Origin of the sequence: Chroococcidiopsis sp. SAG 2025 (genome assembly GCF_032860985.1) — a bacterium.
GTDB lineage: Bacteria > Cyanobacteriota > Cyanobacteriia > Cyanobacteriales > Chroococcidiopsidaceae > Chroococcidiopsis.
The window spans coordinates 4,005,046-4,029,939 of record NZ_JAOCNC010000001.1 but is presented as its reverse complement, the minus strand read 5'-3'; the positions used below and the strand labels follow the sequence as shown (position 1 = coordinate 4,029,939).

The 24,894-nt window shown below is 45.1% G+C and carries 25 protein-coding genes, 3 pseudogenes and 1 riboswitch; of the genes and pseudogenes, 12 read left to right on the top strand and 16 right to left on the bottom strand.

The window, feature by feature from the left end:
* Nucleotides 1–30: 30 nt before the first annotated feature.
* Together N4J56_RS19475 and N4J56_RS19470 are read right to left on the bottom strand one after the other, a co-directional pair.
* Nucleotides 31–636 carry a hypothetical protein gene (locus N4J56_RS19475; protein WP_317107945.1) on the bottom strand — a complete coding sequence of 202 codons (606 nt, stop codon included), beginning with the start codon at nt 634–636 and terminating at the stop codon, nt 31–33.
* Between the two features lie 131 nt (nt 637–767).
* Nucleotides 768–1,505, bottom strand: a complete 738-nt coding sequence (locus N4J56_RS19470) for a hypothetical protein (RefSeq protein WP_039716356.1) — start codon at nt 1,503–1,505, stop codon at nt 768–770.
* Between the two features lie 419 nt (nt 1,506–1,924).
* Between N4J56_RS19470 and N4J56_RS19465 the strand changes: the two genes are divergently transcribed.
* Complete coding sequence (locus tag N4J56_RS19465) at nt 1,925–2,209, top strand: tetratricopeptide repeat protein (RefSeq protein WP_317107944.1); 285 nt, start codon at nt 1,925–1,927, stop codon at nt 2,207–2,209.
* A gap of 74 nt (nt 2,210–2,283) precedes the next feature.
* Complete coding sequence (locus N4J56_RS19460) at nt 2,284–2,571, top strand: tetratricopeptide repeat protein (RefSeq protein ID WP_317107943.1); 288 nt, start codon at nt 2,284–2,286, stop codon at nt 2,569–2,571.
* A gap of 14 nt (nt 2,572–2,585) precedes the next feature.
* On the opposite strand, the gene cimA is transcribed toward N4J56_RS19460, so the two are convergent.
* The gene (gene cimA, locus N4J56_RS19455; RefSeq protein ID WP_317107942.1) at nt 2,586–4,241 is read right to left on the bottom strand and encodes a citramalate synthase; all 1,656 of its coding nucleotides are present in this window, start codon (nt 4,239–4,241) and stop codon (nt 2,586–2,588) included.
* A 94-nt stretch (nt 4,242–4,335) separates the two neighbouring features.
* Here cimA and N4J56_RS19450 point away from each other — a divergent pair, with 94 nt between their 5' ends.
* The 5 genes and pseudogenes from N4J56_RS19450 (at nt 4,336) to ilvD (ending at nt 9,756) form a co-directional block, all read left to right on the top strand.
* Nucleotides 4,336–4,716, top strand: coding sequence for a 2Fe-2S iron-sulfur cluster-binding protein (locus tag N4J56_RS19450; RefSeq protein WP_410500543.1), 381 nt, complete (start codon nt 4,336–4,338; stop codon nt 4,714–4,716).
* Nucleotides 4,705–4,800, top strand: a riboswitch (TPP riboswitch). (Overlaps the previous gene by 12 nt.)
* Before the next feature lie 96 nt (nt 4,801–4,896).
* Nucleotides 4,897–6,024: pseudogene (gene thiO / locus N4J56_RS41120) on the top strand (glycine oxidase ThiO); the annotation flags it as partial.
* Nucleotides 6,025–6,294: 270 nt separating this feature from the next.
* Nucleotides 6,295–7,089, top strand: a pseudogene (locus N4J56_RS41115) (thiazole synthase); the annotation flags it as partial.
* Between the two features lie 158 nt (nt 7,090–7,247).
* Nucleotides 7,248–7,427 (top strand): photosystem II assembly protein Psb34, encoded by a 180-nt coding sequence (gene psb34 / locus N4J56_RS19440; RefSeq protein WP_317107939.1) that lies wholly within the window; start codon nt 7,248–7,250, stop codon nt 7,425–7,427.
* Nucleotides 7,428–8,070: 643 nt separating this feature from the next.
* Nucleotides 8,071–9,756: a dihydroxy-acid dehydratase gene (gene ilvD / locus N4J56_RS19435; protein WP_317107938.1), complete on the top strand. Its 1,686-nt coding sequence runs from the start codon at nt 8,071–8,073 to the stop codon at nt 9,754–9,756.
* Between the two features lie 160 nt (nt 9,757–9,916).
* Here the strand turns inward: ilvD and N4J56_RS19430 are convergent, their stop codons facing one another.
* Nucleotides 9,917–10,333, bottom strand: a complete 417-nt coding sequence (locus N4J56_RS19430; RefSeq protein ID WP_317107937.1) for a hypothetical protein — start codon at nt 10,331–10,333, stop codon at nt 9,917–9,919.
* A 470-nt stretch (nt 10,334–10,803) separates the two neighbouring features.
* Here N4J56_RS19430 and N4J56_RS19425 point away from each other — a divergent pair, with 470 nt between their 5' ends.
* On the top strand, nt 10,804–11,940 hold the full coding sequence (locus N4J56_RS19425; protein ID WP_410500401.1) for an IS4 family transposase: 1,137 nt from the start codon (nt 10,804–10,806) through the stop codon (nt 11,938–11,940).
* Between the two features lie 172 nt (nt 11,941–12,112).
* Here N4J56_RS19425 and N4J56_RS19420 read toward each other — a convergent pair whose 3' ends face one another.
* The 5 genes from N4J56_RS19420 to N4J56_RS19400 all read right to left on the bottom strand — a co-directional run bounded on the left by N4J56_RS19420 (nt 12,113) and on the right by N4J56_RS19400 (nt 14,972).
* Nucleotides 12,113–12,940 carry a zinc-dependent alcohol dehydrogenase family protein gene (locus tag N4J56_RS19420; RefSeq protein WP_410500542.1) on the bottom strand — a complete coding sequence of 276 codons (828 nt, stop codon included), beginning with the start codon at nt 12,938–12,940 and terminating at the stop codon, nt 12,113–12,115.
* Nucleotides 12,941–13,048: 108 nt separating this feature from the next.
* On the bottom strand, nt 13,049–13,288 hold the full coding sequence (locus tag N4J56_RS19415; RefSeq protein WP_317107935.1) for a P-II family nitrogen regulator: 240 nt from the start codon (nt 13,286–13,288) through the stop codon (nt 13,049–13,051).
* A 302-nt stretch (nt 13,289–13,590) separates the two neighbouring features.
* A complete protein-coding gene (locus N4J56_RS19410) occupies nt 13,591–13,722 on the bottom strand; it encodes a hypothetical protein (protein WP_317107934.1) in 132 nt (43 codons plus the stop codon).
* Nucleotides 13,723–13,755: 33 nt separating this feature from the next.
* Complete coding sequence (locus tag N4J56_RS19405) at nt 13,756–14,430, bottom strand: phthiocerol/phthiodiolone dimycocerosyl transferase family protein (RefSeq protein ID WP_317107933.1); 675 nt, start codon at nt 14,428–14,430, stop codon at nt 13,756–13,758.
* Nucleotides 14,424–14,972: a condensation domain-containing protein gene (locus N4J56_RS19400; RefSeq protein WP_317107932.1), complete on the bottom strand. Its 549-nt coding sequence runs from the start codon at nt 14,970–14,972 to the stop codon at nt 14,424–14,426. The genes N4J56_RS19405 and N4J56_RS19400 overlap by 7 nt, the downstream gene beginning before the upstream one ends.
* Before the next feature lie 229 nt (nt 14,973–15,201).
* Here N4J56_RS19400 and N4J56_RS19395 point away from each other — a divergent pair, with 229 nt between their 5' ends.
* On the top strand, nt 15,202–16,470 hold the full coding sequence (locus N4J56_RS19395) for an IS701 family transposase (protein WP_317104593.1): 1,269 nt from the start codon (nt 15,202–15,204) through the stop codon (nt 16,468–16,470).
* A gap of 64 nt (nt 16,471–16,534) precedes the next feature.
* Here the strand turns inward: N4J56_RS19395 and N4J56_RS19390 are convergent, their stop codons facing one another.
* The 6 genes from N4J56_RS19390 to N4J56_RS19365 all read right to left on the bottom strand — a co-directional run bounded on the left by N4J56_RS19390 (nt 16,535) and on the right by N4J56_RS19365 (nt 20,440).
* On the bottom strand, nt 16,535–17,263 hold the full coding sequence (locus N4J56_RS19390) for an alpha/beta hydrolase (protein WP_317107931.1): 729 nt from the start codon (nt 17,261–17,263) through the stop codon (nt 16,535–16,537).
* Nucleotides 17,264–17,356: 93 nt separating this feature from the next.
* Nucleotides 17,357–18,133, bottom strand: coding sequence for an SDR family oxidoreductase (locus tag N4J56_RS19385; RefSeq protein ID WP_317107930.1), 777 nt, complete (start codon nt 18,131–18,133; stop codon nt 17,357–17,359).
* An 82-nt stretch (nt 18,134–18,215) separates the two neighbouring features.
* Nucleotides 18,216–18,944, bottom strand: coding sequence for an alpha/beta fold hydrolase (locus N4J56_RS19380; RefSeq protein WP_410500541.1), 729 nt, complete (start codon nt 18,942–18,944; stop codon nt 18,216–18,218).
* 136 nt (nt 18,945–19,080) lie between these two features.
* Nucleotides 19,081–19,275 (bottom strand): DUF4278 domain-containing protein, encoded by a 195-nt coding sequence (locus N4J56_RS19375; RefSeq protein ID WP_317107928.1) that lies wholly within the window; start codon nt 19,273–19,275, stop codon nt 19,081–19,083.
* Nucleotides 19,276–19,594: 319 nt separating this feature from the next.
* On the bottom strand, nt 19,595–19,735 hold the full coding sequence (locus N4J56_RS19370; protein WP_317107927.1) for a hypothetical protein: 141 nt from the start codon (nt 19,733–19,735) through the stop codon (nt 19,595–19,597).
* Nucleotides 19,736–19,852: 117 nt separating this feature from the next.
* Nucleotides 19,853–20,440, bottom strand: a complete 588-nt coding sequence (locus tag N4J56_RS19365; RefSeq protein ID WP_410500540.1) for an ester cyclase — start codon at nt 20,438–20,440, stop codon at nt 19,853–19,855.
* 11 nt (nt 20,441–20,451) lie between these two features.
* Between N4J56_RS19365 and N4J56_RS19360 the strand changes: the two are divergent.
* Together N4J56_RS19360 and N4J56_RS19355 are read left to right on the top strand one after the other, a co-directional pair.
* Nucleotides 20,452–21,514, top strand: a pseudogene (locus N4J56_RS19360) (IS630 family transposase).
* A 70-nt stretch (nt 21,515–21,584) separates the two neighbouring features.
* Nucleotides 21,585–21,851 (top strand): hypothetical protein, encoded by a 267-nt coding sequence (locus N4J56_RS19355; RefSeq protein WP_317107925.1) that lies wholly within the window; start codon nt 21,585–21,587, stop codon nt 21,849–21,851.
* Here the strand turns inward: N4J56_RS19355 and N4J56_RS19350 are convergent.
* Nucleotides 21,832–22,008 (bottom strand): hypothetical protein, encoded by a 177-nt coding sequence (locus tag N4J56_RS19350; RefSeq protein ID WP_317107924.1) that lies wholly within the window; start codon nt 22,006–22,008, stop codon nt 21,832–21,834. The two genes, N4J56_RS19355 and N4J56_RS19350, sit on opposite strands and share 20 nt — an antisense overlap.
* A gap of 467 nt (nt 22,009–22,475) precedes the next feature.
* Between N4J56_RS19350 and N4J56_RS19345 the strand changes: the two genes are divergently transcribed.
* A complete protein-coding gene (locus N4J56_RS19345; RefSeq protein WP_317107923.1) occupies nt 22,476–23,699 on the top strand; it encodes a ParB/RepB/Spo0J family partition protein in 1,224 nt (407 codons plus the stop codon).
* The last annotated feature ends 1,195 nt before the right edge of the window (nt 23,700–24,894 follow it).

Sequence of the window (24,894 nt, the reverse complement as noted above, 5' to 3'; positions counted from 1 at the left end):
CCTTTATAATTGTGCGCCTCTACCATGTTTTTATCCTAGCGTGAGGTAATCTAGTCGTTCAAAATCACTGCGCTCTAAATTCTCCAATTCAGGACCCAGCAGCCGCAAATAACCTTGTTGATTCTCAACTCGACGTATAGCTGGGATATAAATATCTTGCTCAACCATAAAATCGTAGATAAATCCGTATACACTTCCCATGTCTTCACGTTGAAGCTGACGATTTTGAGATTGGAAGTAAAAAGAAATATCTTCTTCAAAGTCTAGCGTTTCTATAAAGTTGCCATTTTCATATAATTCATATCCAATATAGCCACCCGTATCGCTCACTCTATAGTAAACTGTGCGAGTTTGTAGCAAGTTAGAAAGAGTTTGAGCATCCTTTTTTTGAAGTGGAGTACGACCTGGTACAAAACCGAAGTTGTATATTGATGTCCAAGTCTGTTCTTTAAATTGAAATACAATAAAGCCTTGACCTGTAGTTACTATTTCGCGATCGTACACGTCCTGTTCCCATCTGTCTGCTTGTCTTACTTGAACGAAGGCTGATGCAACAGTTTCTATTGGAGCTTTAACGAAAACAAAAGTTTGATTTAAGTCAATAGATTCAATGCCTCTTTTCTGTTCTAGAGTCATATTTTTGTTCAACTGCAACAACGCGGTAAAAGTAGTAATTTAAATGAATATAACTAAGTACATAGGGCAATAGTAACACTAAGCCCTATGCCTTTATTGAGGTATAACTCAGATAATCTCTAATCTAGTAATTAATCTGGATCTGAATTTGGTGGATTGAGGAAAAGTCTTCCAGGCATTCCAGGACCTATGAATTCTGGAAAGGTGAGGCGGATAAGATATACTTCAGGATTTCTCAGCGAAGCTTGACCAAGCTGGAGGTTATTGAAACTACCTGGAATTTCACAGCCTATGGAGTGCCAGACACCTACACCTTTAAATGTAGCTTCTGCCACTGTTGCAGCACTAATTTGTCTAACATCTGCGGTAGTAAGAAAAATAATTGCTGGTATTCTTCCTGCTAATCCTGCATCGCTTCTGCGGAGAGCATCAAGGAAGCCAAGAATTTGGTATTCGTCGTAACTTGGTGGTAACAAACCTCCACTTAATGCTTTAACCTCATAGAAAACACTGTCTTGATATTCTTCCGGTGGGAAAAGCGGAGGGTAAACCATAAGTGAAAGCACCCCATCTGGTATTACATTCTTTAATTTACCACCCGTCTTAGCTTCCCTTTCTGGTGATGCAAATTTGCGCTTATTTTCTGGAATTGGAGTACCTGGTCTGATAGTAGCTAGTGCAAAGTTTTGAAAGGCTAGTGGAGCCTGCCCCACTGGTATACTTTGATTACCAGCAATTTCATCTAGTCGAGCTTTTGTTAGTGCTGTCTGAGAGGCATCAGCACAGAATTGAGCTTGTGCTTTGAAAGTTATGCCATTAATTGCAGTTGCGATACCGATAAATATAGCGAACTTTTGTAAGTAATTCATAGTTGCAGCTCACAGGCTGTTTAGAAACTATTTCGTAAATAACGCTGTTTTTACAAACAAATCCAGCGAAATTTTACTGAAATTTCGCTGGATTTATCTGCTCGTAAGCAAATATTTAAGTGGATTTACTACAAAAGGTAGATAAATTACTATGCTTATATATAAATAGTGAAGTTTACGAATTTTGCAATTTACAAAACAATGAAATTAATCAATATAATATAATATAGATAATGCTAAAACTAAGACATTTAATTTCTGGCTTTTCTTTTATTGCTATATCAACTCTATCTCTTTTTCAGAATGTAGTGATAGCTCAGGATTATCCTGGTTGCTATATAATTAATTCATCGGGAAAAGTAGTTAACCTTGACCCATTATGTAAGAAGCGTAACGAAGAGCAGAGATTAAGGATTGCCATGAAAGCTAACGAACTTTATCAACAAGGGCGCGATCGAGGTAGAAACGGACAATACAAAGAAGCATTTGACGATTTTACTCAAGCCATTAATCTCAATCCTGACTTTGCAGAAGCTTATATTTACCGTAGTCATGCTAGAACTTTAACAGGAGATAAACAGGGGGCAGTGACAGATTTCCAAAAAGCTATAGATATCTACAAAGCTAGAGGAAGAACGGACATAGCTGATATGCTTCTAACACCATTACAGGCGCTAAAAAATGAAATTGAATGGGGTGAGTAAGCTTAAATAAGTTACTTTTTACACTTGAAGAAATTTGTCTATAAGATAATAGGCGTGAGAGTTTAAAAAATCTCATGAAAGCCAACGAACTTTATCAACAAGGTTTTGACAGAGGTAGAAAAGGATTTTATCAAGAAGCATTTGAAGATTTTACTCAAGCCATTAAACTTAATCCAGATTATGCAGAAGCTTATATAGCACGCGCTCATGCTAGAACTGGAATAGAAGATAAACAGGGAGCAGTGGCAGATTTTCAAAAAGCTATAGATATCTACAAGGCTAGAGGAAGAACGGACATAGCCGATCTGCTTTTAACACCATTACAGGCACTAAAAAATGAAATTGAATGGGATAACGAATAATCGCTAAATTTAGCCTAACTAGAGGTACTTAATACTGTTTCTGCCATCATATGCAACATCAAACCGTATTCCAATCCTTCTACAACTGCCTGATAGGAAGCTTCTAAAATATTGGGAGAAACGCCAACGGTCGTCCAACGCTGATGACCGTTTTTTGATTCTACTAAGACGCGGGTTTTTGCTGCCGTACCGCTGTGTCCGTCTAAAATTCTGACTTTATAATCGCTCAATTCAAACTGAGCAATTTGAGGATAAAAGTTAACTAAAGCTTTTCTCAATGCCCTGTCTAATGCTGCTACAGGACCATTTCCTTCAGCGGCTTCGAGAATATCTTGACCGTTAACAGTCAGTTTAACAGTAGCCAAAGCATTAGTATTACTCCGTCCTTCGACTAAATCGCAGTGAACTTGAAAGCCTTTAATTTCAAAAAAATGCTGTCGCTTACCTAAAGCCTCGCGCATGAGGAGATCGAAACTAGCTTCGGCAGCTTCAAATTGATAGCCTTCACTTTCTAATTCTTTCAATCGTTGCAGAATTTGCCGCGCTGTAGGGTTATGTTTATCTAATTCAATGCCAAAAGTACGGGCTTTAGCGACAACATTGCTAATTCCTGCTTGGTCAGAAATCACAATCCGGCGGCGGTTGCCGATTTGTTCTGGTTGGATGTGTTCGTAGGTGAGAGGATTGCGTTCCACAGCCGAGACGTGGATACCTCCCTTATGGGCAAAGGCAGAACGCCCCACAAAAGGCGCGTGTTCGTCAGGGGCAAGGTTGACAACTTCGCTGACAAAACGACTAACTTCAGTTATTTGAGGCAGTTGCGCGTCAGCAAGGCATTGGTAGCCGAGTTTGAGCTGTAAGTTAGGGATGAGAGAACAGAGGTTTGCATTCCCGCAGCGTTCTCCATAGCCATTGATCGTCCCCTGCACCATCTTCGCCCCTTCCATCACAGCCGCGATCGCATTGGCGACAGCTGTATCGGAATCGTTGTGGGTGTGAATGCCTATTTGGGGTGGTAGGGGCGCACAGCTGTGCGCCCCTACCGAAATAAATGAAGCTACGTCGCGGACAATAGAACTAATTTCATGCGGGAGAGTCCCGCCGTTGGTGTCACACAGGACAAGCCATTCTGCTCCAGAGGCGATCGCGGCTGCTAAAGTTTTTAAGGCATAATCGCGATTGTGTTTGTAGCCATCGAACCAATGTTCGGCATCGTAAATGACTCGTCGCCCTTGACTGCGAAGATAAGCAACAGTATCGCGAATCATCTCTAAATTTTCTTCCAGGCTGCATTTTAGCCCTTCTGTAACGTGGAGATCCCAAGATTTGCCAAAGATCGTTACCCAGCGAGTTCCGGCAGCCAAAATCGCTTGCAGGAGAGAATCTTCAGCCGCACTGACATGGGGGCGACGGGTAGAACAAAAAGCAACGACTTCAGCTTGTTTGAGGGGTTCTTCCTTCAGCTGCCAGAAGAATTGTACGTCTCTAGGATTTGCCCCAGGCCATCCACCTTCGATAAAGGGAACGCCCAATTGGTCTAGCTGGCGGGCAATGCGTAATTTATCTTCTAAGGATACAGACAAGCCTTCACGCTGCGTACCGTCGCGCAGGGTTGTATCGTAAATCCAGATCTGGTTTGGGTTGGAGGTAGAAGGTAATGCTTCGGTCATAGGGAAAGAACAAACACAGGAAAGCTCGAACTCTAGAAAGCGATATTCTGATTTTAGGTAGAACTAGATGGCGAAGTCGCTAACTAATATAGAGATGGTAAAGGTAATCGCTCAAGGGAAAACATTTGAATGCGATCGCGGCGCTAATTTACGTCAAGTCTTGCTTAAGCATGACATTGACTTGTATAACGGCGGCGCTAAAGTTATTAATTGTCACGGTATTGGTAGTTGCGGTACTTGTGCGGTGTTAGTTGAAGGCGAAGTTTCCGAACCAAATTGGCAGGACAAAACCCGTCGCTCCCTTCCTCCCCATTCTCCCACGCGCAACTTAAGGTTAGCTTGCCAGACAAAAGTTTTAGGTGATGTAAAGGTAACAAAATTTGACGGTTTTTGGGGACAAGGTACGGAAATTGTGTGGAATGCAGAATTTAAACTTTCCTCTGATTCAAGTGCTAGGATGAGCGAATATAGCTAGGGGTGTCTGGGAAACCAGGCTGAGATAGTCCCTTAGAACCTGAGACTGGGTAATACCAGCGGAGGGAAGCTGTTTATGGAAAGAACTCAAAATGCATACACAATGGCTGGCAAAGCTCCGCTGGTAAAGCGATCGCTCAATTTCTCGCCTCTTGCCTAACTCACAAATGACAAATGACAAATGACAAATGACATTTTAATTATTGGTGGCGGGGTCGTTGGTTTGGCGATCGCCGTTGAGTTAAGATTGCGCGGTGCATCTGTCACTTTACTTTGCCGCGATTTTCATGCTGCGGCAAGTCATGCGGCGGCGGGAATGCTAGCACCTCAAGCCGAACAAATCCCGCCAGGGGCAATGTTAGATCTGTGCTGGCGATCGCGATCTCTCTACCCCGAATGGACGCGCAAGCTAGAAGAAATTAGCGGTAAACCTACGGGTTACTGGGCTTGCGGCATTCTCGCGCCTGTGTATGAAGGAGCGAGGAGCGAGGAGCGAGGGGCGAGGGGCGAACAGATGACTTTCAACGACTCCCGACTCCCGACTCCCGACTCCCGATTCCCGACTTCTCCCGCTGACTATCTTGATAAAGAAGCAATCCACCTCTACCAACCAGGATTGAGTGAAGCAGTTGAGGGCGGTTGGTGGTATCCCGAAGATGCTCAAGTCGATAATCGTGCTTTGACTTTGGCTTTATGGTCGGCAGCAGAATCTTTGGGCGTAGATTTGCACGATGGGATTGCTGTTGAAGGCATTTTACAGCATCAAGGGCGAGTCATTGGCGTTCAGACTTCGAGTGGCAACTTCCCAGCCGATCGCTATATTCTGGCATCTGGTGCTTGGTCGTCAGAGTTGTTACCCTTACCCGTACGTCCGAAAAAAGGGCAAATGCTATCGGTACAAATACCAGATAGCGATCGCGCTGATGCGACTCTCCAGCGGGTTTTATATGCCCCAGATGTTTACATTGTGCCGCGCCGCGAACGCCGGATTATGATCGGTGCTACCAGCGAAGATGTAGGATTTACGCCTTATAATACCCCAGCGGGAATTCAAGCTTTACTGCAACGCGCTATTCGGATCTATCCCCAATTACAAGATTATCCGATTCGCGAATTTTGGTGGGGTTTTCGTCCTGCTACTCCTGATGAACTACCCATTTTAGGAAATAGCCCCTGCTCGAATCTTACCTTAGCCACTGGTCACTATCGCAACGGCATTCTCCTCGCACCCATCACTGCCAAGTTAATTGCTGACTTAGTTTGGGAACAAAAGTCGGAGCCTTTGTTAGATAGTTTTAGTTATTTGCGATTTTTGAGAGTCGTAGGGGCGGGTTTAGCAAAAGATTCACCCCTTGGACAGCAAATCAGGAGTCAAAACCCGCCCGTACGGGAGTCGGAGCAGAAAGCAGAGAGAGCAGGGGAACAGGGAAGTAGAGGAGCAGCAACAGTTAACTATCAACTGTCTTTAAGCAGTGTAGCGCCAGGGTTTACCGTCAACCAATTACCAATTACCAATTACCAATTACCAATTACCAACAATTCACAAATGCAAACTTTAGATCTAACACAGCAACAATCCCTCGATCGCCCTTTAGTTATTGCTGATCGCACTTTTTCTTCCCGCTTGATGACTGGTACTGGTAAGTATCGTAATGTAGAAGAGATGCAGCAAAGCGTGGTTGCTAGCGGTTGTCAAATTGTCACCGTTGCCGTGCGGCGAGTGCAAACGAAAGCACCTGGACATGAAAATTTAGCCGAGGCTTTGGATTGGACAAAGCTGTGGATGTTACCTAATACTGCTGGATGTCAGACGGCGGAAGAAGCAATTCGCGTTGCTCGTTTGGGGCGCGAAATGGCGAAGGTTTTAGGACAAGAAGATAACAATTTTGTCAAGTTAGAAGTGATTCCCGATCCAAAATATTTGCTGCCCGATCCAATCGGGACTTTACAAGCAGCAGAACAACTGGTGAAGGAAGGTTTCGCCGTATTACCTTACATCAATGCCGATCCGATGCTGGCGAAACGGTTGGAGGAAGCTGGCTGCGTGACTGTGATGCCTTTGGCTTCTCCAATTGGTTCTGGACAAGGACTGAAAACAACGGCAAATATTCAAATCATTATTGAAAATGCTGGCGTGCCAGTGGTGGTTGATGCGGGAATTGGCACGCCTAGCGAAGCCGCGCAAGCAATGGAGTTGGGAGCAGATGCTTTACTCATTAACACGGCGATCGCTCAAGCTAAAAATCCCCCAGCTATGGCACGCGGTATGAAATTAGCCACTGAAGCTGGACGACTCGCCTACCTAGCCGGACGGATACCAATCAAAGATTACGCGATCGCTAGTTCCCCTCTTAGCGGCACTGTTACTAGCTAAAGCCCCAGTTTCCCCGATTCCCGACTCTTTTGTGCGGGCGCACAGAGAAAGCGCCCCTATCGACTCCCGCATATGTAAATTTTCTTAACCAAAGTAAGAGAGTATTTCTACTATTTTTTGTTACAGTTAAGCAAAGAAAAGTAGAAAGGACTTGATTCATGCCCTATACCACCGAAGAAGGCGGTCGTTTAAATAACTTTGCTGTAGAACCCAAAGTTTACACGGCAGAACCACCAAGCAACGCTCAGAAGCGTAACTACGTTATTGGTGGTGTTGCAGGTGCAGTTTTGGTTGCAGCTTTAGTCTTTGTTGCAGTAGCTGTCTCCGGTGCCAGTTAATATCGAGAGTTTTTTGAAAATTTCATCAATTATTTTCGCCAAATACCCGAGAAGCGCGATCGCACCTACCAAAAGAGGTGAAAGAGCTAAGCCGTAAGGATGTGTTTGGGCGAAATTTTTGTTTTTGGTTTCCGCAAATCTATAGCGAGTCTAAACGATTCGTGAATGCGTGCGTGGCGATTGCTGACAGTAGATGCTACACTGCGTGAAAACCGTTAACTATCAACTGTCAACTACTACAATCGGTTCGTGACTCAAATAGAATTGCTCCGATTGAATCGCGAGCTTGTCGTTATGCCGCTTAACTGTCAACCGTTAACAGTCAAAAAACAGCAGTATTTACAACTACTTAAAAGACTATAGGGCGATCGCTACTTTTTTACCACTAGTCAGTCAACAATCGCGATCGATGTGAATCTAAAGATTAAGACTTTTTACTATCTCGTATCGATTCACTGTCCTTGTCGAGAGGAAGAAATTTAACTAAATTTCCGCTCTCGACATTATCATTATGTATCTTTGCTGTAAATGTCAGTATCTATCTGCGGCATGATTAAATCGTAAGAAGTTCCGTTACCAAGTCCAATCTTTTTTTGCGACAATACAAAGTCTCCCCCTACGATCGCATCCTCAAGGATAGAACATGTCGGACAACCTCAGAAGTCAAGTCGTTACCCAAGGCGTACAGCGATCGCCTAACCGTGCTATGTTACGGGCTGTCGGTTTTGGCGATGCAGATTTTAGCAAACCCATCGTTGGTATTTCCAACAGTTACAGCACGATTACCCCTTGTAACATGGGGATTAACGATCTTACCAAACGTGCCGAAGCAGGAGTGCGTAACTCTGGGGGAATGCCGCAAATGTTCGGTACAATTACCATCAGCGATGGTATTTCGATGGGAACGGAAGGGATGAAATATTCCCTCGTATCGCGGGAAGTGATTGCCGATTCAATTGAAACTGTCTGTAACGGACAGAGTATGGATGGAGTCTTAGCGATCGGCGGCTGTGATAAGAACATGCCAGGGGCGATGATTGCTATGGCGCGGATGAATATCCCAGCAATATTTGTCTATGGTGGAACAATTAAACCAGGGCACTACAATGGCAAAGATCTAACAGTCGTCAGTGTGTTTGAAGCCGTGGGACAATACAGTGCTGGCAAAATTGACGAAACAGAATTAATCGAAGTCGAACGCCTTGCTTGTCCTGGGGCTGGTTCCTGTGGTGGAATGTACACGGCAAATACAATGTCTTCTGCGTTTGAAGCAATGGGGATGAGCTTGCCCTATTCTTCCACAATGGCAGCGGAGGATGCAGAAAAAGCCGAAAGTACGGAAAAATCAGCTTTTGTCTTAGTTGAAGCGATTCGCAATCAACTTTTACCCCGTCAAATTCTGACTCGTCAGGCGTTTGAAAATGCGATCGCGACGATCATGGCTGTGGGTGGTTCGACTAATGCTGTTTTACACCTACTGGCGATCGCCCATGCAATTGGAGTAGAACTCACTCTAGATGACTTTGAAACCATCCGCGCCCGCGTTCCAGTACTATGCGATCTCAAGCCGAGTGGTAGATATGTTGCAACAGACTTGCACAAAGTCGGCGGAATTCCCCTAGTGATGAAAATGTTGCTCGTACATGGTTTATTGCATGGCGATGCGCTGACAATTACAGGACAAACTATCGCCGAAGTTTTAGCCGATGTCCCCGAGACTCCACCTGCAAACCAAGATGTGATTCGTCCTTGGGAAAATCCCCTTTATGCTGAAGGACACTTAGCTATTTTGAAGGGAAATTTGGCTACAGAAGGTTCGGTGGCAAAAATTACAGGGGTGAAGCTACCAAAAATTTCGGGTCCAGCGCGGGTATTTGAATCCGAGGAAGCTTGTCTAGCCGCAATTTTGGCAAAACAGATCCAAGCAGGTGATGTCATCGTCGTGCGCTACGAAGGACCCAAAGGAGGTCCAGGAATGCGAGAAATGCTAGCCCCTACTTCGGCAATTATCGGCGCTGGCTTGGGAGACTCGGTAGGATTAATCACGGATGGGCGCTTTTCTGGTGGAACATACGGTATGGTCGTCGGTCACGTCGCCCCAGAAGCCGCTGTAGGAGGCGCGATCGCCCTGGTACAAGAAGGGGATACTATCACCATTGATGCCCGTTCGCGCGCCTTACACCTGCACGTATCGGATGAGGAATTAGCGCAACGTCGCGCTAGCTGGAAACCTCGCCCACCACGGTATACTACAGGCGTGTTAGCAAAGTATGCCAAGTTAGTATCCTCTAGCAGTCTCGGTGCGGTGACGGATTTGGATTTGGGTTGAGATTGAATTGGATTCACAGCTCCATAGCACTTTGCTAAGAGAGCTGCTGCGTTTTGTAGAGCAGGTGGCAGCAGAGTTTCACGAGATTGGTTTCTCGGCTCGCTGCAACTTGCCAATATCGTCGCAGAAATGCTGACAGTTGCTTGGAGGAGAAAGTCTTTCATGGTCGTACCGATATACCATCGTAAGGACCTACATCGGGAATGTTAATCGAAACAGTCTTTGTCCCAGCAGGCGGTGCAGGAAACTTAAACCACGCCACCTTAGACTTTTTGACACTGGAAAAACCTCCCAAATCCACGATTGTTTTGTCTCTCTTTCCTAATGGCGATGCCAAGTATTGACCGGATTCATCTTTAAGCACGCCATAGCGTTTTGCTGTTGCATCGTCAATATAGCTGACTTGCTGAATCGGCATCTCGACATTGGATATGTATTCGCTGTTTGGGTTGCGATAGAGCAGTTCGACAGTGAAAATTTTTCCAGTGATGCCAGCACGCACGAGGTCAACTTCTAACCCCTCTGGTCCCGATCGCGTCTGGATCGCTTTAGACTTCGAGTCCTTACTAAGCGCCATTGATAATGTTTTAGCTGGTGCTGAAGTTATACTTGCAAGCTGGACACTTGTTACATTTTCTAGCCCTTGAGGAGCCGGAACACTTGACTGAATTCCTCGTGCATTCAAACTCTCTATTTGGCAGCCACAAAGACTAGTGGAGAGTAACAAGTAAAAGATGGAAATAACTTTGCATGTTTTCATATTACTATTGCCGTTGCCTTATATATCAACACAACATACACTAATTTCATCCGTCCAACAGTCGTGTTTAGCGGCAACCAGAAAATTATAAACGAAGCGAGAATTCTACACGTCCGCTACCATTGATCACTACGGTTCAGTTAAGGCTCAAAGTGTTGTAAATTAAGCATTGTTCCCAAGAATGGAAAGTGAGTGTAGTGCATCTGAAGGATTTCTCATTGTTGTCTCCTACGATACAAAGTAGTGATGTGTTCAAAGCGATAGAGGCAGCCATCCCATCCACGGAGATCGAGCAAGCGATCGCTAAAACTAAAGTTTGTGAACAACGTAAACGCTCGTTACCAGCACAATTGGTAATTTGTTTGGTAATTGCGATGAGTCTGTGGTCACGAGATTCGATGAGAGATGTGCTGAAAAACTTAATTGATGGGCTGAGCGAAGCATGGGTGAAAGTGGGGAAATACTGGCGAGTTTTTTGTAAATCAGCAATAACGCAAGCCCGACAACGATTAAGTCCAAGGGTGATGAGTCAATTGTTCCATCAACTGGTGCGACCAATGGCTAGCACCGATACCAAAGGAGCATTTCTCAATGGATTGCGAATTGTGGTAATTGATCGGACTTGCTTCGATCTGCCAGACAGCGATGAAAATGCGAGAGTTTTTGGTCGTCCGAGCAGCCGTCCTGGCACACAAGCCGCATTTCCCAAACTGCGATTAGTCATTTTGGTAGAAGCAGGAACACATTTAATCTTTGATGCATTGATGTGTCCATATCGAATAGGAGAACGAGTGCGGGCATTAAGATTATTACGCTCCGTGAGTTCAGGGATGTTGTTGATGTGGGACAGAGGGTTACATTCTTATGCAATGGTGCAAGCAACTGTCACAACTGGTAGCGATTATTTAGGAAGAATTCCCGCAAATGTCAAGTTTTTGTGCGAAGAACCACTGGCGGATGGTTCTTATCTGAGTTGGATTTATCCACCTGCTAAATTCCGCTCAAAAGCTTGCCAGCCCATACAAGTCCGAGTGATTGAATACACAATTGGTAATACCGACAACCCAGAGGAACAACTAAGATATCGCTTAATTACCAGCTTATTGGAATTGGAGAAATTTCCGGCTCAACTACTGGCGATTGAATATCATCAACGCTGGGAAGTAGAAAATACTATTGATGAACTCAAAGTACATTTATCAGGACGAAAAACTCATATTCGCTCTCAAAAACCGCGTGAAGTTGTGCAGGAAGTTTACGGGTGGTTGTTAGGACACTGGGCTGTGCGGTTATTGATGTTTCAAGCTGCAAAGAGCGCGGGTATCACTCCTTTGCGTCTGAGTTTCACTGGGACATTGCGAGTTATTCGTCGTGCTATCCCGAAATTTCAACGCTTGCAATCACAAGAACTCCCCTTTTTTTAAGTTGGTTAACTGTAGAGATTTTAGACACTCTGTTACCTGAACGAGTTTCTCGTACCAATCCCAGAGTTGTAAAAAAACCTGTATCCAAGTTTCGCTCAAAAAAGCCAAGACATCGAGCCACCCCCTCCCGAACCAATCCTCCTATTTTCTTTATCCTCAGCACAGCGTAGCCTTAAATGAACCGTATTGGGTACTGTGGCGTGAAAACAAAATGGATAGTCAGATTCTTGCCCCATGCTTCGATGAGTGACTGCGGCGTTTCAGTGTCTACAATACTCACAAGCCTGCCGAATGGGCGAATAATTTCTGGGCTACGCTGGATTGTTTGTTCACCGATCGTATCCAAAACTAAATCAACACCTAGCCCGTCTGTTTCCTGACAAATAACTTCCGCGTAATCTTCGTTTTTGTAATCAATGGCTCGATCTGCGCCAAGTTTTTTCACAAAATCGAGATTTTTAGAACTGCATGTTGTAAAAACGTAGGCTCCCATCGCTCTTGCAAGTTGAATCGCAAGAGAGCCAACGCCACCAGCACCCGCATGAATTAGAACCGATTCCCCAACTTGAAGATTGCCTCTCGTTACTAGGCAATCCCAAGCCGTCCCTCCTGCAAGCGGAAAACACGCTGCTTCAATGTGCGACAAGTTAGAAGGCTTAAGCGCAACAATCCCTGCATCAGCAACATGATATTGAGCATAGCTGCCAGATTCTCCAAAAATCTGCGGCGAGTAATAAACTTCGCTTCCTACCTCAAAGTCTGTCACTGACTCTCCAACTGTCTCAATCACTCCTGAAATGTCAACTCCGATAATTGCTGGTAATCGAACCAAGTCTTTATAGTCACCACGGCGAGTCTGATAATCAACTGGATTGATCGATGTCGCACACACCCTTACTAGAACCTGATTAGGTTTTGGCATTGGCTTGGGCACAGTTTGAATCTCAAAACTCTCAGCACCACCAAATGTCGTCAGTACGGCTGCTTTCATACATTCCATCTCTACTAACCATCCTTGCTGTAAAATCAACGGTAAAGGTATTTCGATATCACTCAACGTATAATGGTTCTCTCTTGTCCCGCAAGTCAGCACCATCTAGTAAGGTAGTTACTGTTTAGTCGCAAATGCACTCATCACAATCCCGTAGCTTGCCAAAAAAAATCTCTGCTTCTCAACCAACTGTGGCTCATATCGTGGAGCATACTCTTGATAGCCTTGAACTTGTTTGGTTTGGCAATTGTAGTTACGTACTGTTGAAACTGTCAGATCTATAATTTCGGTATTGGCAAGAGCAGTTTTAACTAAAGTAAAACTCTCAGTAGGAACGATCGCTTCTATCTTTTTCATTTTCTTCTCCTAAAACGACATGACTACTCGACAGATTATTGTTGTGTAGAACCGTAAATTCGTTTGTATCTAAATTGTTCTTGCTTGAACTCTGGTTTCAAATTGTGAATACCAATTACGTTCATTGAACAACTTAGTAAACGCAAACGTTGAACTTTTTGAGCTTGAAAATTATTCATCAAATGAAGAAAAACTTGATATCTAACAGAGTTAATTTTCATTTTTTTTGTTGTTAATGAGGTTTACCGTACTTGCATTATTTCTCTTCAATCGCTAGTGAGATAGCTGTTAGGAACTTCTCGTCAAGGAGTTCGCTTAGCATATAAGCTGGAGTAGACGTATCGGACGCGCATCGGAGCTAGTTTAGCGAATTGCTTGTCATGGTTAGAAGCGCGTTCTCGATCGAAAACAATGGTTTTCTCTTGGTTTTTCATAAGGCAATGAATGAGTTATTAATGGCATACTGACTACAAATGCCCAGAAGTTGACGCGATCGCGGTATGAAGCAACTGCATTGCTTCCTGTTGCAGTTGAGTGGCTGCCGCTGGGGATAGGACTGACTCTGGATAAACGAGCGTAAAACAGAGCCGTTCGCCTACCGTTGCAACTCCTAACAGGCGACCGTCATCTCTGCTGGGCATTACAGAGGGTCCATAGATCCCCCGCAGTTGAAGTTGCCCAAACTGTTGTGGGATTGCTAAGCGTCCGAGATTGGTAACTGTAATGTCGCCACCGTATTGTTCGATAAATCCTTGCCAAACCTGAATTGCACTGGGATTCGCAGACATCCACGCTTGAGTTTGCTGGATTGCTGCCATGACCCGATCGGGTTCCATTGCAGAGTTTAATTGTTGTTTGACTGACTGAGCCACTGCCCACACGCTTGTATTAGGAGTTAAAGCGTGCGAAGTCATTGCTGCGCTAATGTAAAGACTAAACTGTGTATCAGTTACAGACATGAAACGCCGTTGGAGATCGATCGGGGTTAAGCATTTGAGAGTCTGCTGTTGTTTTGAATTAGATTGACGGGCGATCGCTAAGAGAAATGCAGCACAAATAGCAGCATGGACGCTAGTTTGTTCTTGCCGACAACGGGAAATTAACTCACCTGTCGCCTCTGGGGTAAGCGAACCAGCTAGCAAGCGAGAACGGGAAGAAGTTTCTGGAGGCTTAAAGTCTGAAATTGCAGCGCCACTGGGTAGTCTGGAAGAGCGGCATCGGCTTTACCCAGCATCAATTCCTCTAAAGAAAGGGGCATTGGTAGAGGCTGGAGGATAGTACTAGGGACGGCGATCGCTTGCAAAATATCTTGGATGAGATAGGCACCAGAAGTTCCATCAGCAATCGAGTGGTGGTAAACGACGATTAATTCTGAAATCTCTGGGGAGTGTAGCAAGACTGCACGTATCAAAGGTGCTTGCTTCCAGTTAAAAGGTGTAGAAATTTCTGTCTCAACTTCTCGTTGCCAGTGTTGCTCGGACTGTCGCTGTAAAACTCGCAGTGGGATATTAGCTACTTCTTCGACAAACCAGGGTTGTTCGGTTTCATCCAATGCGATGCGTACTCTTAGCAATGGATGGCGCTGTTGCACTTGCATCAAAGCACGCTTGAGTTGCTCGTTACTAAATTCTCCTTGAATCTGTGCTGTCAGGGCAAAATGTGCTGGTTGAACTTGGTCGTACAACCAAAAGATTTTCTCGAGTGCTCCTAGGGGGCGACAGGTAGAATTTTTTGGCGTATGGACGCTCGATTTTGAAGTTTGACAATGCATTTGTTTTGACTTTTGACTGTTATTTGACTTGCTCAAGCTAGAGATTTCTACTAGTGGGACTTTGTAAGAAAGATGGAGCAAATTGAGCTAGAATGCGGGTAGGAGTTGCGTTTTACGTCAGTCTCGACAGGAGCAACGTAAGGTGAAAGATCAAGTACCAGCAGCGATGCCGCAGTGCTTTGAGAACTGGTGTCGTCGGTTTGATGATGTATTTTCGCGTCAGAAGCAGCGGCAGGAATTTCGTGTTTATCTAGGGGGACTGCTGGGTGAGAGTCAGCGCAAAAACCTGAGCCAACTGGTCACAAATACAGTAGATGGCTCCTACAACAGCCTCAGACATTTTCTCAACAATGCCCCTTGGGATGAAGTCAAGCTAAATAATCGGCGGTTGGAGGTGATGCACCAGTGTCGCCAGACGACCCCGAGTCAAGGTTTCACATTGATTGTAGATGATTCGGGACATCGCAAAAGTGGTGCGGCTACTGATGGGGTAGGACGGCAGTACATTGGGGAGATTGGCAAGACTGACAATGGTATTGTGCTGCTGACTACCTACTTGTATGATGGAGTGCGACGTCTGCCGTTAGATGTTGCACTCTATCAACACGCAAGTTTATTCGAGCAAGGCAAGGCAGACCCCAACTTCCAGAAAAAACCTGACCTGGCTCTAGACTTGGTTGACCAATGCTTGAAGCGCGGTTATCGACCGGGTGTGACTGTAATTGATGCAGGCTACGGTAATAACACGCCTTTTCTCAAGCAGTTGGAGTCGAGAAACCTAACTTACGTGGCAGCAATCGCCAAAAACCGCCAAGTTACTGCTCAAACATCAGGTGATGAGTCTGCTCGTAAGCAGGGATTAGAAGCTATTGCTCAAACCTTGGCAGTGGAGCAGTTCACACCTGTGCAACTCAATCTGGAGCAGCCCCGGACAGTTTGGGTGGCGCTGTTACCAGTTCACGTTCCGAAGCTCGAAGGCACTCGCTGGCTGGCGATTCAACTCAATGCCTCTAGTTTCGAGCAAGCGACGGAGGTGGATTACTTTCTCACCAATGCCTCTGACAACCAAGTCAGTGCGGCTTGGGTAGCTCAAACATATTCTGCTCGCAACTGGGTGGAGGTCTTCTATCGAGAAGCCAAGGGCTGGTTGGGTTTGAGTGAGTATCAAGTTCGGGATGCTCTGAGTATGAAGCGTCATTGGGTTTTAGTGTTCATCGCTTACACCTTCATCCTTTGGCATCAGTTGACCGGCGGATTCCGCAGACGTTGGGCAACCAAACCCTTACAAACCTTTGCCGAAGCATTGGAGGCATTCCGCACCGCAGTCGAGTTTCGTTTGGTCCGCTGGCTTAATGAGCATGTTGATGTATTTGCCTCTCACAGAGCTAAGTTCGGCTATATTTGGGCTTAGAAAGTTTTAAAGTCCCACTAGGGCATTAGAAGTACGTTATACGTGGAAAAATACAATTCCGTTCCTAGTCGCGCCCTGCTGCGATAACTTTTTCTGCTAAGCCGCCAGGATTAGAAAACATCACCTCATGACTCCCTGGCATTTGTACGAACCGGAATAACCCCAAGCGGCTAGACATTTTGGGATGCCAGCCCCACTGCTCACCTTGAGGGAGGGAGTTGTCTTCCGTACAGTAGAGGTAACTTTTGGGAATTGGCAGCGAGTAAAATTGCTTCAAGTCCAACTTGTCAATCCACGGTTGATACGGCTCAGACGATAATTGCGCGTAACTGAATTTAGCTAGGTCGAGGTCAGCATCGTTGAGAAACGCTTCTCGCCAAATCTCAAACGGCATCATCGTCGTATTATCGTCCGATTCTTCAGCTAGTTTGTCAAATAACGCTTGGGAATCGGGTGGGACATTATCTCTGAGGCTTTCCCCATCGTTAAGGACAAAGGCATTGAAAAAAATCAGCCGTTGAATGCGATCGCCAATTGCTTCGGCAACTTTAGCAATAACTGTACCGCCGAAACTATGTCCTAAGAGGACGATATCGGTTAAGTCTTTGCCAACGATGTAATCTACTATCGATTGCGTACATTGAGCATGGTTGACGTTTTTGTTCGCGCCTTTACCATGTCCGGCGATTGTGGGAGCAAAAGCCAGATGTCCTTTAGTTTCTAGATGTTTGATGACTGCGTTCCAAGTAGAACCATCGTGCCACGAACCGTGAACCAAGACAAAAGTTGACATAGAATTCCTTTAGTTGCGATTTGAAAATCAAGCCCATTTGTTCTCTCCTGAAATGGATCGATTCGCTGTGAGTCCACCATCAAAAATCGAAAATTAACTCGCTGTATATCCGCCATCAATCGCTAAAGGTTGTCCCGTAATATAGCTGGCAGCATCAGAGCAGAGAAACACAACCGCTTGAGCAATTTCCGTTGCCTGACCGATCCGACCCATTGGAACCATCGACCCAAGATCATCGAACGTGATGCCCATCTGGTCAGCACTACGAGCCATGAGGTCAGTCGCAATCGGACCCGGATTGACAGCATTGATCCGAATGCCCTGTTTGGCATAATCGAGGGCAGCCGAGCGCGTCAGCCCCATCACTGCATGTTTGCTGGCAACATAGGGAGAGATCCCCGGAAGCGCAACGAGACCATTCGTTGATGAATTGTTCACGATCGCGCCTGCGCCTTGGGTCAGCATCTGCTGAATTTCGTATTTCATACAGAGAAATAGCCCTCGTGCATTGATCGACACGATCTTGTCAAAATCCTCGATCGATTGTTCATGCAACGGTGCAACAACAAGATCGATTCCAGCATTGTTGAAGGCACAATCCAGTTTGCCGTAGGTGGCGATCACCTTCTGTACCAAGGCTTGCACATCCACCTCACTCGATACATCCGATCGCACGAACAAGCATTCCGCTCCAGTCTCGCGAATCAAATCAGCCGTTTCTTCACCTTCTACACTGCGTATGTCAGAGAAGACAACTTTTGCACCAGCTTCCCCGAACGCGATAACTTCGTTAAGCTTCGCTAACGCTGTTGCTCGACCAATTCCCGATGCGCCTCCAGTGACTAACGCTACTTTATCTTGCAGTATCATTGTGTTTCTCCTTGTGTCAATGCCATTAGATTCAAGTACTAATTAGAGAAGATGCTTGTAGCCGGATGCGTTTACGCCTCGTCTATGGCGCGGTTGCAGCACGAGCGATGAGCTTGGCAACGGCATCTGAATGGGAAACCATCACGACATGGGACGCGCCATTCACAACAACGGTCTCCTTTGAGTTAGCCCGCTTCGCCATGAAAGACAGTGCCGCTGGAGGAATGTTCAAGTCGCGATCGCCATAAATAAACCAGGACGGGGTAGATTTCCATGCGGGCGCACCGGAGGCTTCGTTCAGCGCGGCTTCCGTAATCGGGCGCTGGGTGCTAGCCATCAGTTGCGCGTTGTTAGCGGGCACATCCGCAGCAAACTGGGCGTGGAACTTGTCCTGCTGAATGTAGAGGTCTTTACCACCATCTGGCAGTTCAACTGGTGGCGCGAGTGTTGGTCCGAGTGTGCTGCCCGGATAACGTCCTGAGAGTTCAATGGCAGTCTCGCCCGCCTCAGGAGCGAAGCCAGCAACGTAGACCAGTGCTTTCACATTCCTGTTACCATTGACGGCATTGGTAATGACCGAGCCTCCGTAAGAATGCCCAACCAGCACGATGGGTCCGTTGATATCTTTAAGGGCGCTGGCAACATAATCTGCGTCGCTCTTAACGCCGCGCAGAGGATTAGCCACAGCAACCGTCGGATACCCTTTCGCGATCAGCCTGGTCAATACACCGTTCCAACTAGAAGACTCGGCGAATGCACCATGAACGAACACGATCGTGGGCTTGTTGACTTGTGTATTTGCAGTACTCATGATAGCTCCTAGAGAAGTGATGGTAAGAGTTCCTAAAAAGAGAGTGACAATCAGAAGCAGGCGGATGCTGTTCCTGAAGTTAAGCATGTTCATAGTGTGATTTCCATTTGAATTCGGGTAGTGCTTTCCTTCTGTTTCAGCAAGCATTGACTGAAAATGTGATTCCTTGATGGCTGAGCTTGTAGTAGGTCACACCGCGATAGATCAACTGATGAACGGCTAAACTGCCTGGAATTTCCGTCGGTGCGAGCGATCGAACTTTCTGAAATGGGTGCTTTGAAGTTTCAGAAGGGTGACACTCGTAGGTAACACCACGATAGATTAATTTCATCTTTCATCTTCCTGATTCTTTCTAAAGCGTACTCAGTTCTAATGCGTGACTGCTTTGGTGATTCTTACAATGATTTGTCAGATTTTTGTGGTGAAGCACGAACTTGTTTCAGTATCAGATTATGTTGCAAAAACTAGTTACTAGTTGTTGGAAAGTTCAAATTTAAGCTGAGATTTTACTCATCCTGGTTGCTGATGCATGTAGGCATAAGTTTTAAGATAAGCAGTTGCTCGATCGCCTATCTTTTGATACACCCCAAAACCAGCAGGAGTTGCGTGTAAAACAGTACGTTTTTTGCCGTAGCGTTGCGCCGCTTATTCTAAAGAGTGCCGGATCGCGGCTTGAGCATAACCTTGATTTCTGTAATCCAGTAAAGTGACAACCAATCCCAGATTAAATTCATCGTCGATCGCAAACGTATGTGGAAACTACGACGGCGTGGATGTGTAGATTTAGCCACACGTCCAAAGAAATTGGAATGGTTTAGCGACATCCGACACTTGTTTGACGCACAACCATTTTATTTGCGCCAAACTCCAATCTCGTTCATTCCAGGATAGGTAGGTAAAGGCGATTGCTAAGCGCGATCGATCGGTGCGTTTGAAGGCAAGCTCGGATCGAGTGCCTTACGCGCACTTTCAACGCCTACAACGGGTAACGTACTAGGATCGAGCAAGCCGAGTTGAACCAATTCGCTCGCCTGATCCCAGTAGATGTGTTCGTGAGCTAACTTGCCGTCACGGAACTTGACGATCGCTACTGATGCCACCTCCACCCGTTTTCCGGTGGGAGCAACGCCGGGTAATATCCATTCCATCCAAACAGTATGAGTGAACTTAGCCACCATTTCATCCACGAGTTGATCTGTCCCGATCGTGCGCGAGATTGGGGTCAACTCCATGTCCGGCGGCATCTGTGGAATGAAGTATTTGGAATAAAACTCGCGCAGTGCTGGTTTCCCGACTCCCCCAGTCATTACCGGGATGTGGTTAACGTAAGCATCTTCAACCATCGTGGCAAGAGCATCTTCAGTACTGTGAGTGCCAAACTCGTACTGTAAATGCTCTTCCCAAAGTGCTTGCAAAGACTCCTGGGCTGGTGTCAAATTGGTAAGTAGTAGGGCATAATTAAACGTAAGATAGAGAAAAGCCAAAAACTTGCTGATTTTGACCACTCATGCCTGCTCCTTTACGTATCGTTTTGACAGAGTCAGAAGACCGGACGTTGAGTGAACTTCGGGTTGCCAAAACCGTTGCTCAACGTACCCGAGATCGAGCACAAATGCTTCGACTCAATGCTCAAGGATGGGTAGTGCCAGCGATTGCCGAAATTTTTGAGTGCCAAGAGCAGACAGTGCGCGAAACCATCCGCCGTTGGCAGCAGCAAGGGTTAGGTGGATTATGGGATGCTAGTGGACGAGGAGCTAAAGCCAAATGGCAAGAAGCAGACATGGCCTACCTAGAACAATGCCTAGAGCAAGAAGCCAGAACCTATAATAGTCAACAGCTAGCCCAGAAGCTAGAGCAAGAACGACAGGTAAACCTAAGTGCTGACCGGATTCGCCGCATTCTAAAAAAAAGGGCTTTAGTTGGAAGCGGACTCGACACTCGCAACGGGGCAGACAAGATCCTGAGTACAAAGCACTCAAGCAAGCCGACTTAGACACACTCCAACTAGCTGCCTGTGAAGGGTACATTGACCTGAAGTATCTTGACGAATCGGGATGTTGTCTGGAAAGTCCAGTCAGTTATAGTTACTCTCGCATTGGAGAGCAGAAACACCGAAGAGCAGGTCAAATCCTATGGAGACCGCATTAGTATTCTAGGGATATGGCAACCAGAGCAGTCGTTTGACTATGCTCTGGTACAAGGCAGTTTCCACAAGGAACGCTATGTTAAAGTGATGAACGCTCCTTGCCCAAAAGAGTGAGCAGACATTGCTACAAACCGGACGGCTCACAGTCGTGGTGCAAGATAATGGTTCGGCTCATACCAGTCATCTTGCCCGTGAGCACTGGCAGCAGTGGCAGTCGAAAGGGCTATATCTCTTTTTTCTCCCCCAATACAGTTCACATATGAATCTGATTGAAGCGCAGTGGCATCAACTCAAAACCCATGAAATAGCCGGAAGGATTTTTGATAACGAGTATGATTTAGCGAATGCCATGATTGAGGGCATGGAGAATCGAAGTCAACAAGGGGGATGGACACTGGAACGTTTTATGTTTAAATCTGCCTAGCTACTTATTAGACATATTTGTGCTTTAGTTAAGTAATCTTAGAGCGGGAAGGGAGTATGACGATAAAAGAGTGTACGCCCCGCAATTGACCAAACAGCAAGTCGAAGATTTGCCAGAATTTAGCGAGGACATGGCAATCGACAACGATTATGAAGAGCAAGTTAGAGGTGTTTATCGTCCTTACATGACGATGCCAATCGCAAGTACAGCTTTTGGTATTGCTCCATACAGCTATACTCAAGAGCCTTACTTCTACAATCTGCAAGACCGCAATCTCACAACTTATGAAGCACGGCTGAGGGCAAGAAGAAGTCGTTCTAGCTCCGACATACTTTGATGTCAATTGACCCTACTACGGAATGCTCGAACGAGTGTAGCTTTCCCCAAGCGAAAGCTATATGCCACTTAAATTGCAACTTGAGGAGGTTTGCCATGAAGAAATTAATCGGATTATCAGCTTGAGCGATCGCCTTTTCGGCAGCAGCTGTCTGCATTGCTGCTAGTTTTAAGGTACGCTCAACTTCAGATGCAGACTTACCTAAAGATTGGACGGAGACTTCGAGGAGCGTACGGCAAAATCTATTTTAGACAGCTTGCCTGAGACTTCTAAACCTTTACCTAAAAATAGAAAACGTGTTGAATACTGAGTTTGTTAGTAATACTAAGTTTGTTGGCTCCTCTAGAAGTAGGATGCGATAAATCTTTCTTCAGCAGTATTCGATTGTTGTTTGAACAACCTAAATTTAGGGTTATACTTCTAACATCAATAGATTCTTCAAAAAAAACATCCAAGAAGAGCCTTTTCATCAACAAACTACTAAAAAATCGTCAAGTTTGGAGAACTGCTAGAAATGCGTAATCGCCCTGAAACAAAGCATTTCTGAGCGATCTAGCTAGCAAGTTTCTAGTAGTTGAGACTCATCTGACTTAACCTGTGTCTCGCTCGTTGGTTTAAGTAGTTATGGCAGAGGGTGAAGCCAATCGATTCAAGCTAGTGCCGATCGCACAAATTCAGCTCAGCCACCTGGAGCAACCACGGCATCACTTTGAGTCTGAAGCCTTAAATCACCTCGCTTCATCAATTCTGCAACACGGTATTCTGCATCCATTACTCGTCAGACCGATCTCCAGTGCAACTGTAAAATACGAACTAGTTGCCGGGGAACGGCGATTTCGTGCCGCTGTGCTAGCAGGGTTGGATGCAGTACCTGTAGTCATACGGGAACTGGGCGATCTCGAAGCAGCTACTCTAACCTTAGTCGAAAACCTCCAACGTGAAGACCTTGATGCCATTGAAGAGACACGCGGCATCGTGCGCCTGCTAGCTCTCCGTTTACAACTGGGGTGCGAAGCAATAGTTTCGCTGCTCGTGCGCATGGCAAAGGAGGCTAAAGGACAAACAGCCCAAAACGTTTTGGACTCAACTACAACTGCAATTGTGATTGACATGTTTAGTTCCCTGGGGAAGATGAGCTGGGAATCATTTGTTACATGTCGCTTGCCTTTACTCAATTTGCCTTTGGATTTGCAAGCGGCGATTCAAACTCAAGCACTTAATTACACCAAAGCGCTCGCTCTCTCTCGGCTTAAAGATGACGAACGGCGTTCTCTTCTGCTGCGGCAGGTGTTGGAACAAAACTTATCCGTGCGCCAAATTCAGAACCAAATTCGCCAGTTGCAGCAGCTCGAATCACCGAACCAAATAGACAGAAACTTATTCAATCATCAGAGCAAGTGCTTTCAAACCAATTTTGAGGCTGACTTAGAAGTATATGGCGCAATCTGTGAAGATCGCAACACAAAAGCTAATACAACTGAAAATCAAAGCTGGAACCCTGCGAGCGTCACTGGAGCTACTGAGTCACCAACGCTGGAAATAGAGTCAGGCAGAGTTCAAAACATGCCGCCATCTCATGCAACCCAAATAGAGCAGTCAACTGGCGAGCGAGTCAGTTTTGCACTTAATCATATTTCGACTCAATCCGGTCAGCAAGATTTCGAGGAGCCTCCCTTCCAAGAAGCACTTGACATCCAGATGGATACATTAACTCAGATAGAAACTATTTCCCGGCAGGTGCGGGAGTCGCTCGCTAGCAATCGCCAAGCTATCTGCACTCCCAAGCAGCAAAGGCAATTGTTAAAACTTCTGGCTCAATTGCATCAAATTTTGGGCAATAAGTTATAGCAGAATTATCTATTGGCAGCAGGATTGTCGCTCATTGCTAATAAAATTTGAGTTATTGAGGGGATCGACGATAACGATCGCAAGTCAATTGCCCCGTACCAAAAAGACTCCTCGAATTGATTTCAAAGATTGAGAACAGGGAAGCATCCTTACAGTAATAAGTAGGAATTGCCTTTCTTGTCTTCTCTAGTTGTATAAGGCGATCGCAGCAAAGCTTTCCGCTGTAGGCGACGTTCAAACGCTTGCGAACTGTCGCATAATTGAATGAGACAATTCCTCAGGAAAACTACTTCCTGCGCTCTATATTATAAGACCATCTTCAATCTACTCTAACGTGATTCGACCAAATCAGTGACCTTCGCTGATGTAATTTTCAACAAAGCTATAGAGCGAGAATACTGCTAGATTAACAATACCAACAGCTTCAATAGGTGATTGGTATATTATTACCAAATGTAAATTTATTTTAGTGTAAAAAGAAGATGGTTTAAAGTTAATGGGTAAGAAACTTATCGAGTAGCTTAACTTAAGATTGAATTAATATATCACTACGTCTTTAAAAGTTAGATAGTAAATGTTTACCTAGAAGACAAATTTTTTAGTTACAAACTCTCATCGATCTAAAATTTTTTAGTTAAGTTTTGAAGTTAAGAAAACTTAGCTTCAACTACTGATCGGAAAAAACAGGAGATTTTGACTCAGCTATATTGTTCGCTAAAAGCAGCTAAGAGCGAAGCTTAAGAATGTTTATGAGAGTTCAAATTATTGAAAGTAGTTTGAGGCAGGTTAGGGAGTTATGAATTTATTTTCGCTATCAACTCAATTATCGAGCAACTCCTGAGAAAGTCTTTGTTATCAAGTTTTCTATCCAGCATATAAATGTTTGAGAGCAATGCTTGAAAGCTCGGTTTTTTCAAGCATTGCTGATTTTGAATATCTCTCAAAATTGATAGTTAAATTTTGTAACAAAATCGAAGTTTTCCTTGGTATAAATTTTTTATAGGAGTATTCTAAGAAATTAGAAAACAGCTAAGTATCGTTATTTAAATAAGAGATTTGGTCATGCAGTATCTGCTAAAGAAAAACTCACCAATTAGAGGAGTTGTAAAACTAATAGCAGCATTATCTTTTGTTCGCTACCGCTCGCTGACTAGACCAAAGCACAATTTACTCAAAACTGAGAGACAATTACGAT

Excerpts from the sequence above, each read along its gene's own strand:
- N4J56_RS19390 (WP_317107931.1), bottom strand. The coding sequence starts at position 17,263 with ATGTCAACTTTTGTCTTGGTTCACGGTTCGTGGCACGATGGTTCTACT.
- N4J56_RS19420 (WP_410500542.1), bottom strand. The coding sequence starts at position 12,940 with ATGGAATGTATGAAAGCAGCCGTACTGACGACATTTGGTGGTGCTGAG.
- N4J56_RS19460 (WP_317107943.1), top strand. The coding sequence starts at position 2,284 with ATGAAAGCCAACGAACTTTATCAACAAGGTTTTGACAGAGGTAGAAAA.
- N4J56_RS19475 (WP_317107945.1), bottom strand. The coding sequence starts at position 636 with ATGACTCTAGAACAGAAAAGAGGCATTGAATCTATTGACTTAAATCAA.
- N4J56_RS19430 (WP_317107937.1), bottom strand. The coding sequence starts at position 10,333 with ATGGCGCTTAGTAAGGACTCGAAGTCTAAAGCGATCCAGACGCGATCG.
- N4J56_RS19450 (WP_410500543.1), top strand. The coding sequence starts at position 4,336 with ATGGTAAAGGTAATCGCTCAAGGGAAAACATTTGAATGCGATCGCGGC.
- N4J56_RS19375 (WP_317107928.1), bottom strand. The coding sequence starts at position 19,275 with ATGAAATTAATCTATCGTGGTGTTACCTACGAGTGTCACCCTTCTGAA.
- N4J56_RS19415 (WP_317107935.1), bottom strand. The coding sequence starts at position 13,288 with ATGAAAAAGATAGAAGCGATCGTTCCTACTGAGAGTTTTACTTTAGTT.
- N4J56_RS19345 (WP_317107923.1), top strand. The coding sequence starts at position 22,476 with ATGGCAGAGGGTGAAGCCAATCGATTCAAGCTAGTGCCGATCGCACAA.
- N4J56_RS19350 (WP_317107924.1), bottom strand. The coding sequence starts at position 22,008 with ATGCAGACAGCTGCTGCCGAAAAGGCGATCGCTCAAGCTGATAATCCG.
- ilvD (WP_317107938.1), top strand. The coding sequence starts at position 8,071 with ATGTCGGACAACCTCAGAAGTCAAGTCGTTACCCAAGGCGTACAGCGA.
- N4J56_RS19380 (WP_410500541.1), bottom strand. The coding sequence starts at position 18,944 with ATGAGTACTGCAAATACACAAGTCAACAAGCCCACGATCGTGTTCGTT.
- N4J56_RS19385 (WP_317107930.1), bottom strand. The coding sequence starts at position 18,133 with ATGATACTGCAAGATAAAGTAGCGTTAGTCACTGGAGGCGCATCGGGA.
- N4J56_RS19465 (WP_317107944.1), top strand. The coding sequence starts at position 1,925 with ATGAAAGCTAACGAACTTTATCAACAAGGGCGCGATCGAGGTAGAAAC.
- cimA (WP_317107942.1), bottom strand. The coding sequence starts at position 4,241 with ATGACCGAAGCATTACCTTCTACCTCCAACCCAAACCAGATCTGGATT.
- N4J56_RS19470 (WP_039716356.1), bottom strand. The coding sequence starts at position 1,505 with ATGAATTACTTACAAAAGTTCGCTATATTTATCGGTATCGCAACTGCA.
- N4J56_RS19410 (WP_317107934.1), bottom strand. The coding sequence starts at position 13,722 with ATGAAAAACCAAGAGAAAACCATTGTTTTCGATCGAGAACGCGCTTCT.
- psb34 (WP_317107939.1), top strand. The coding sequence starts at position 7,248 with ATGCCCTATACCACCGAAGAAGGCGGTCGTTTAAATAACTTTGCTGTA.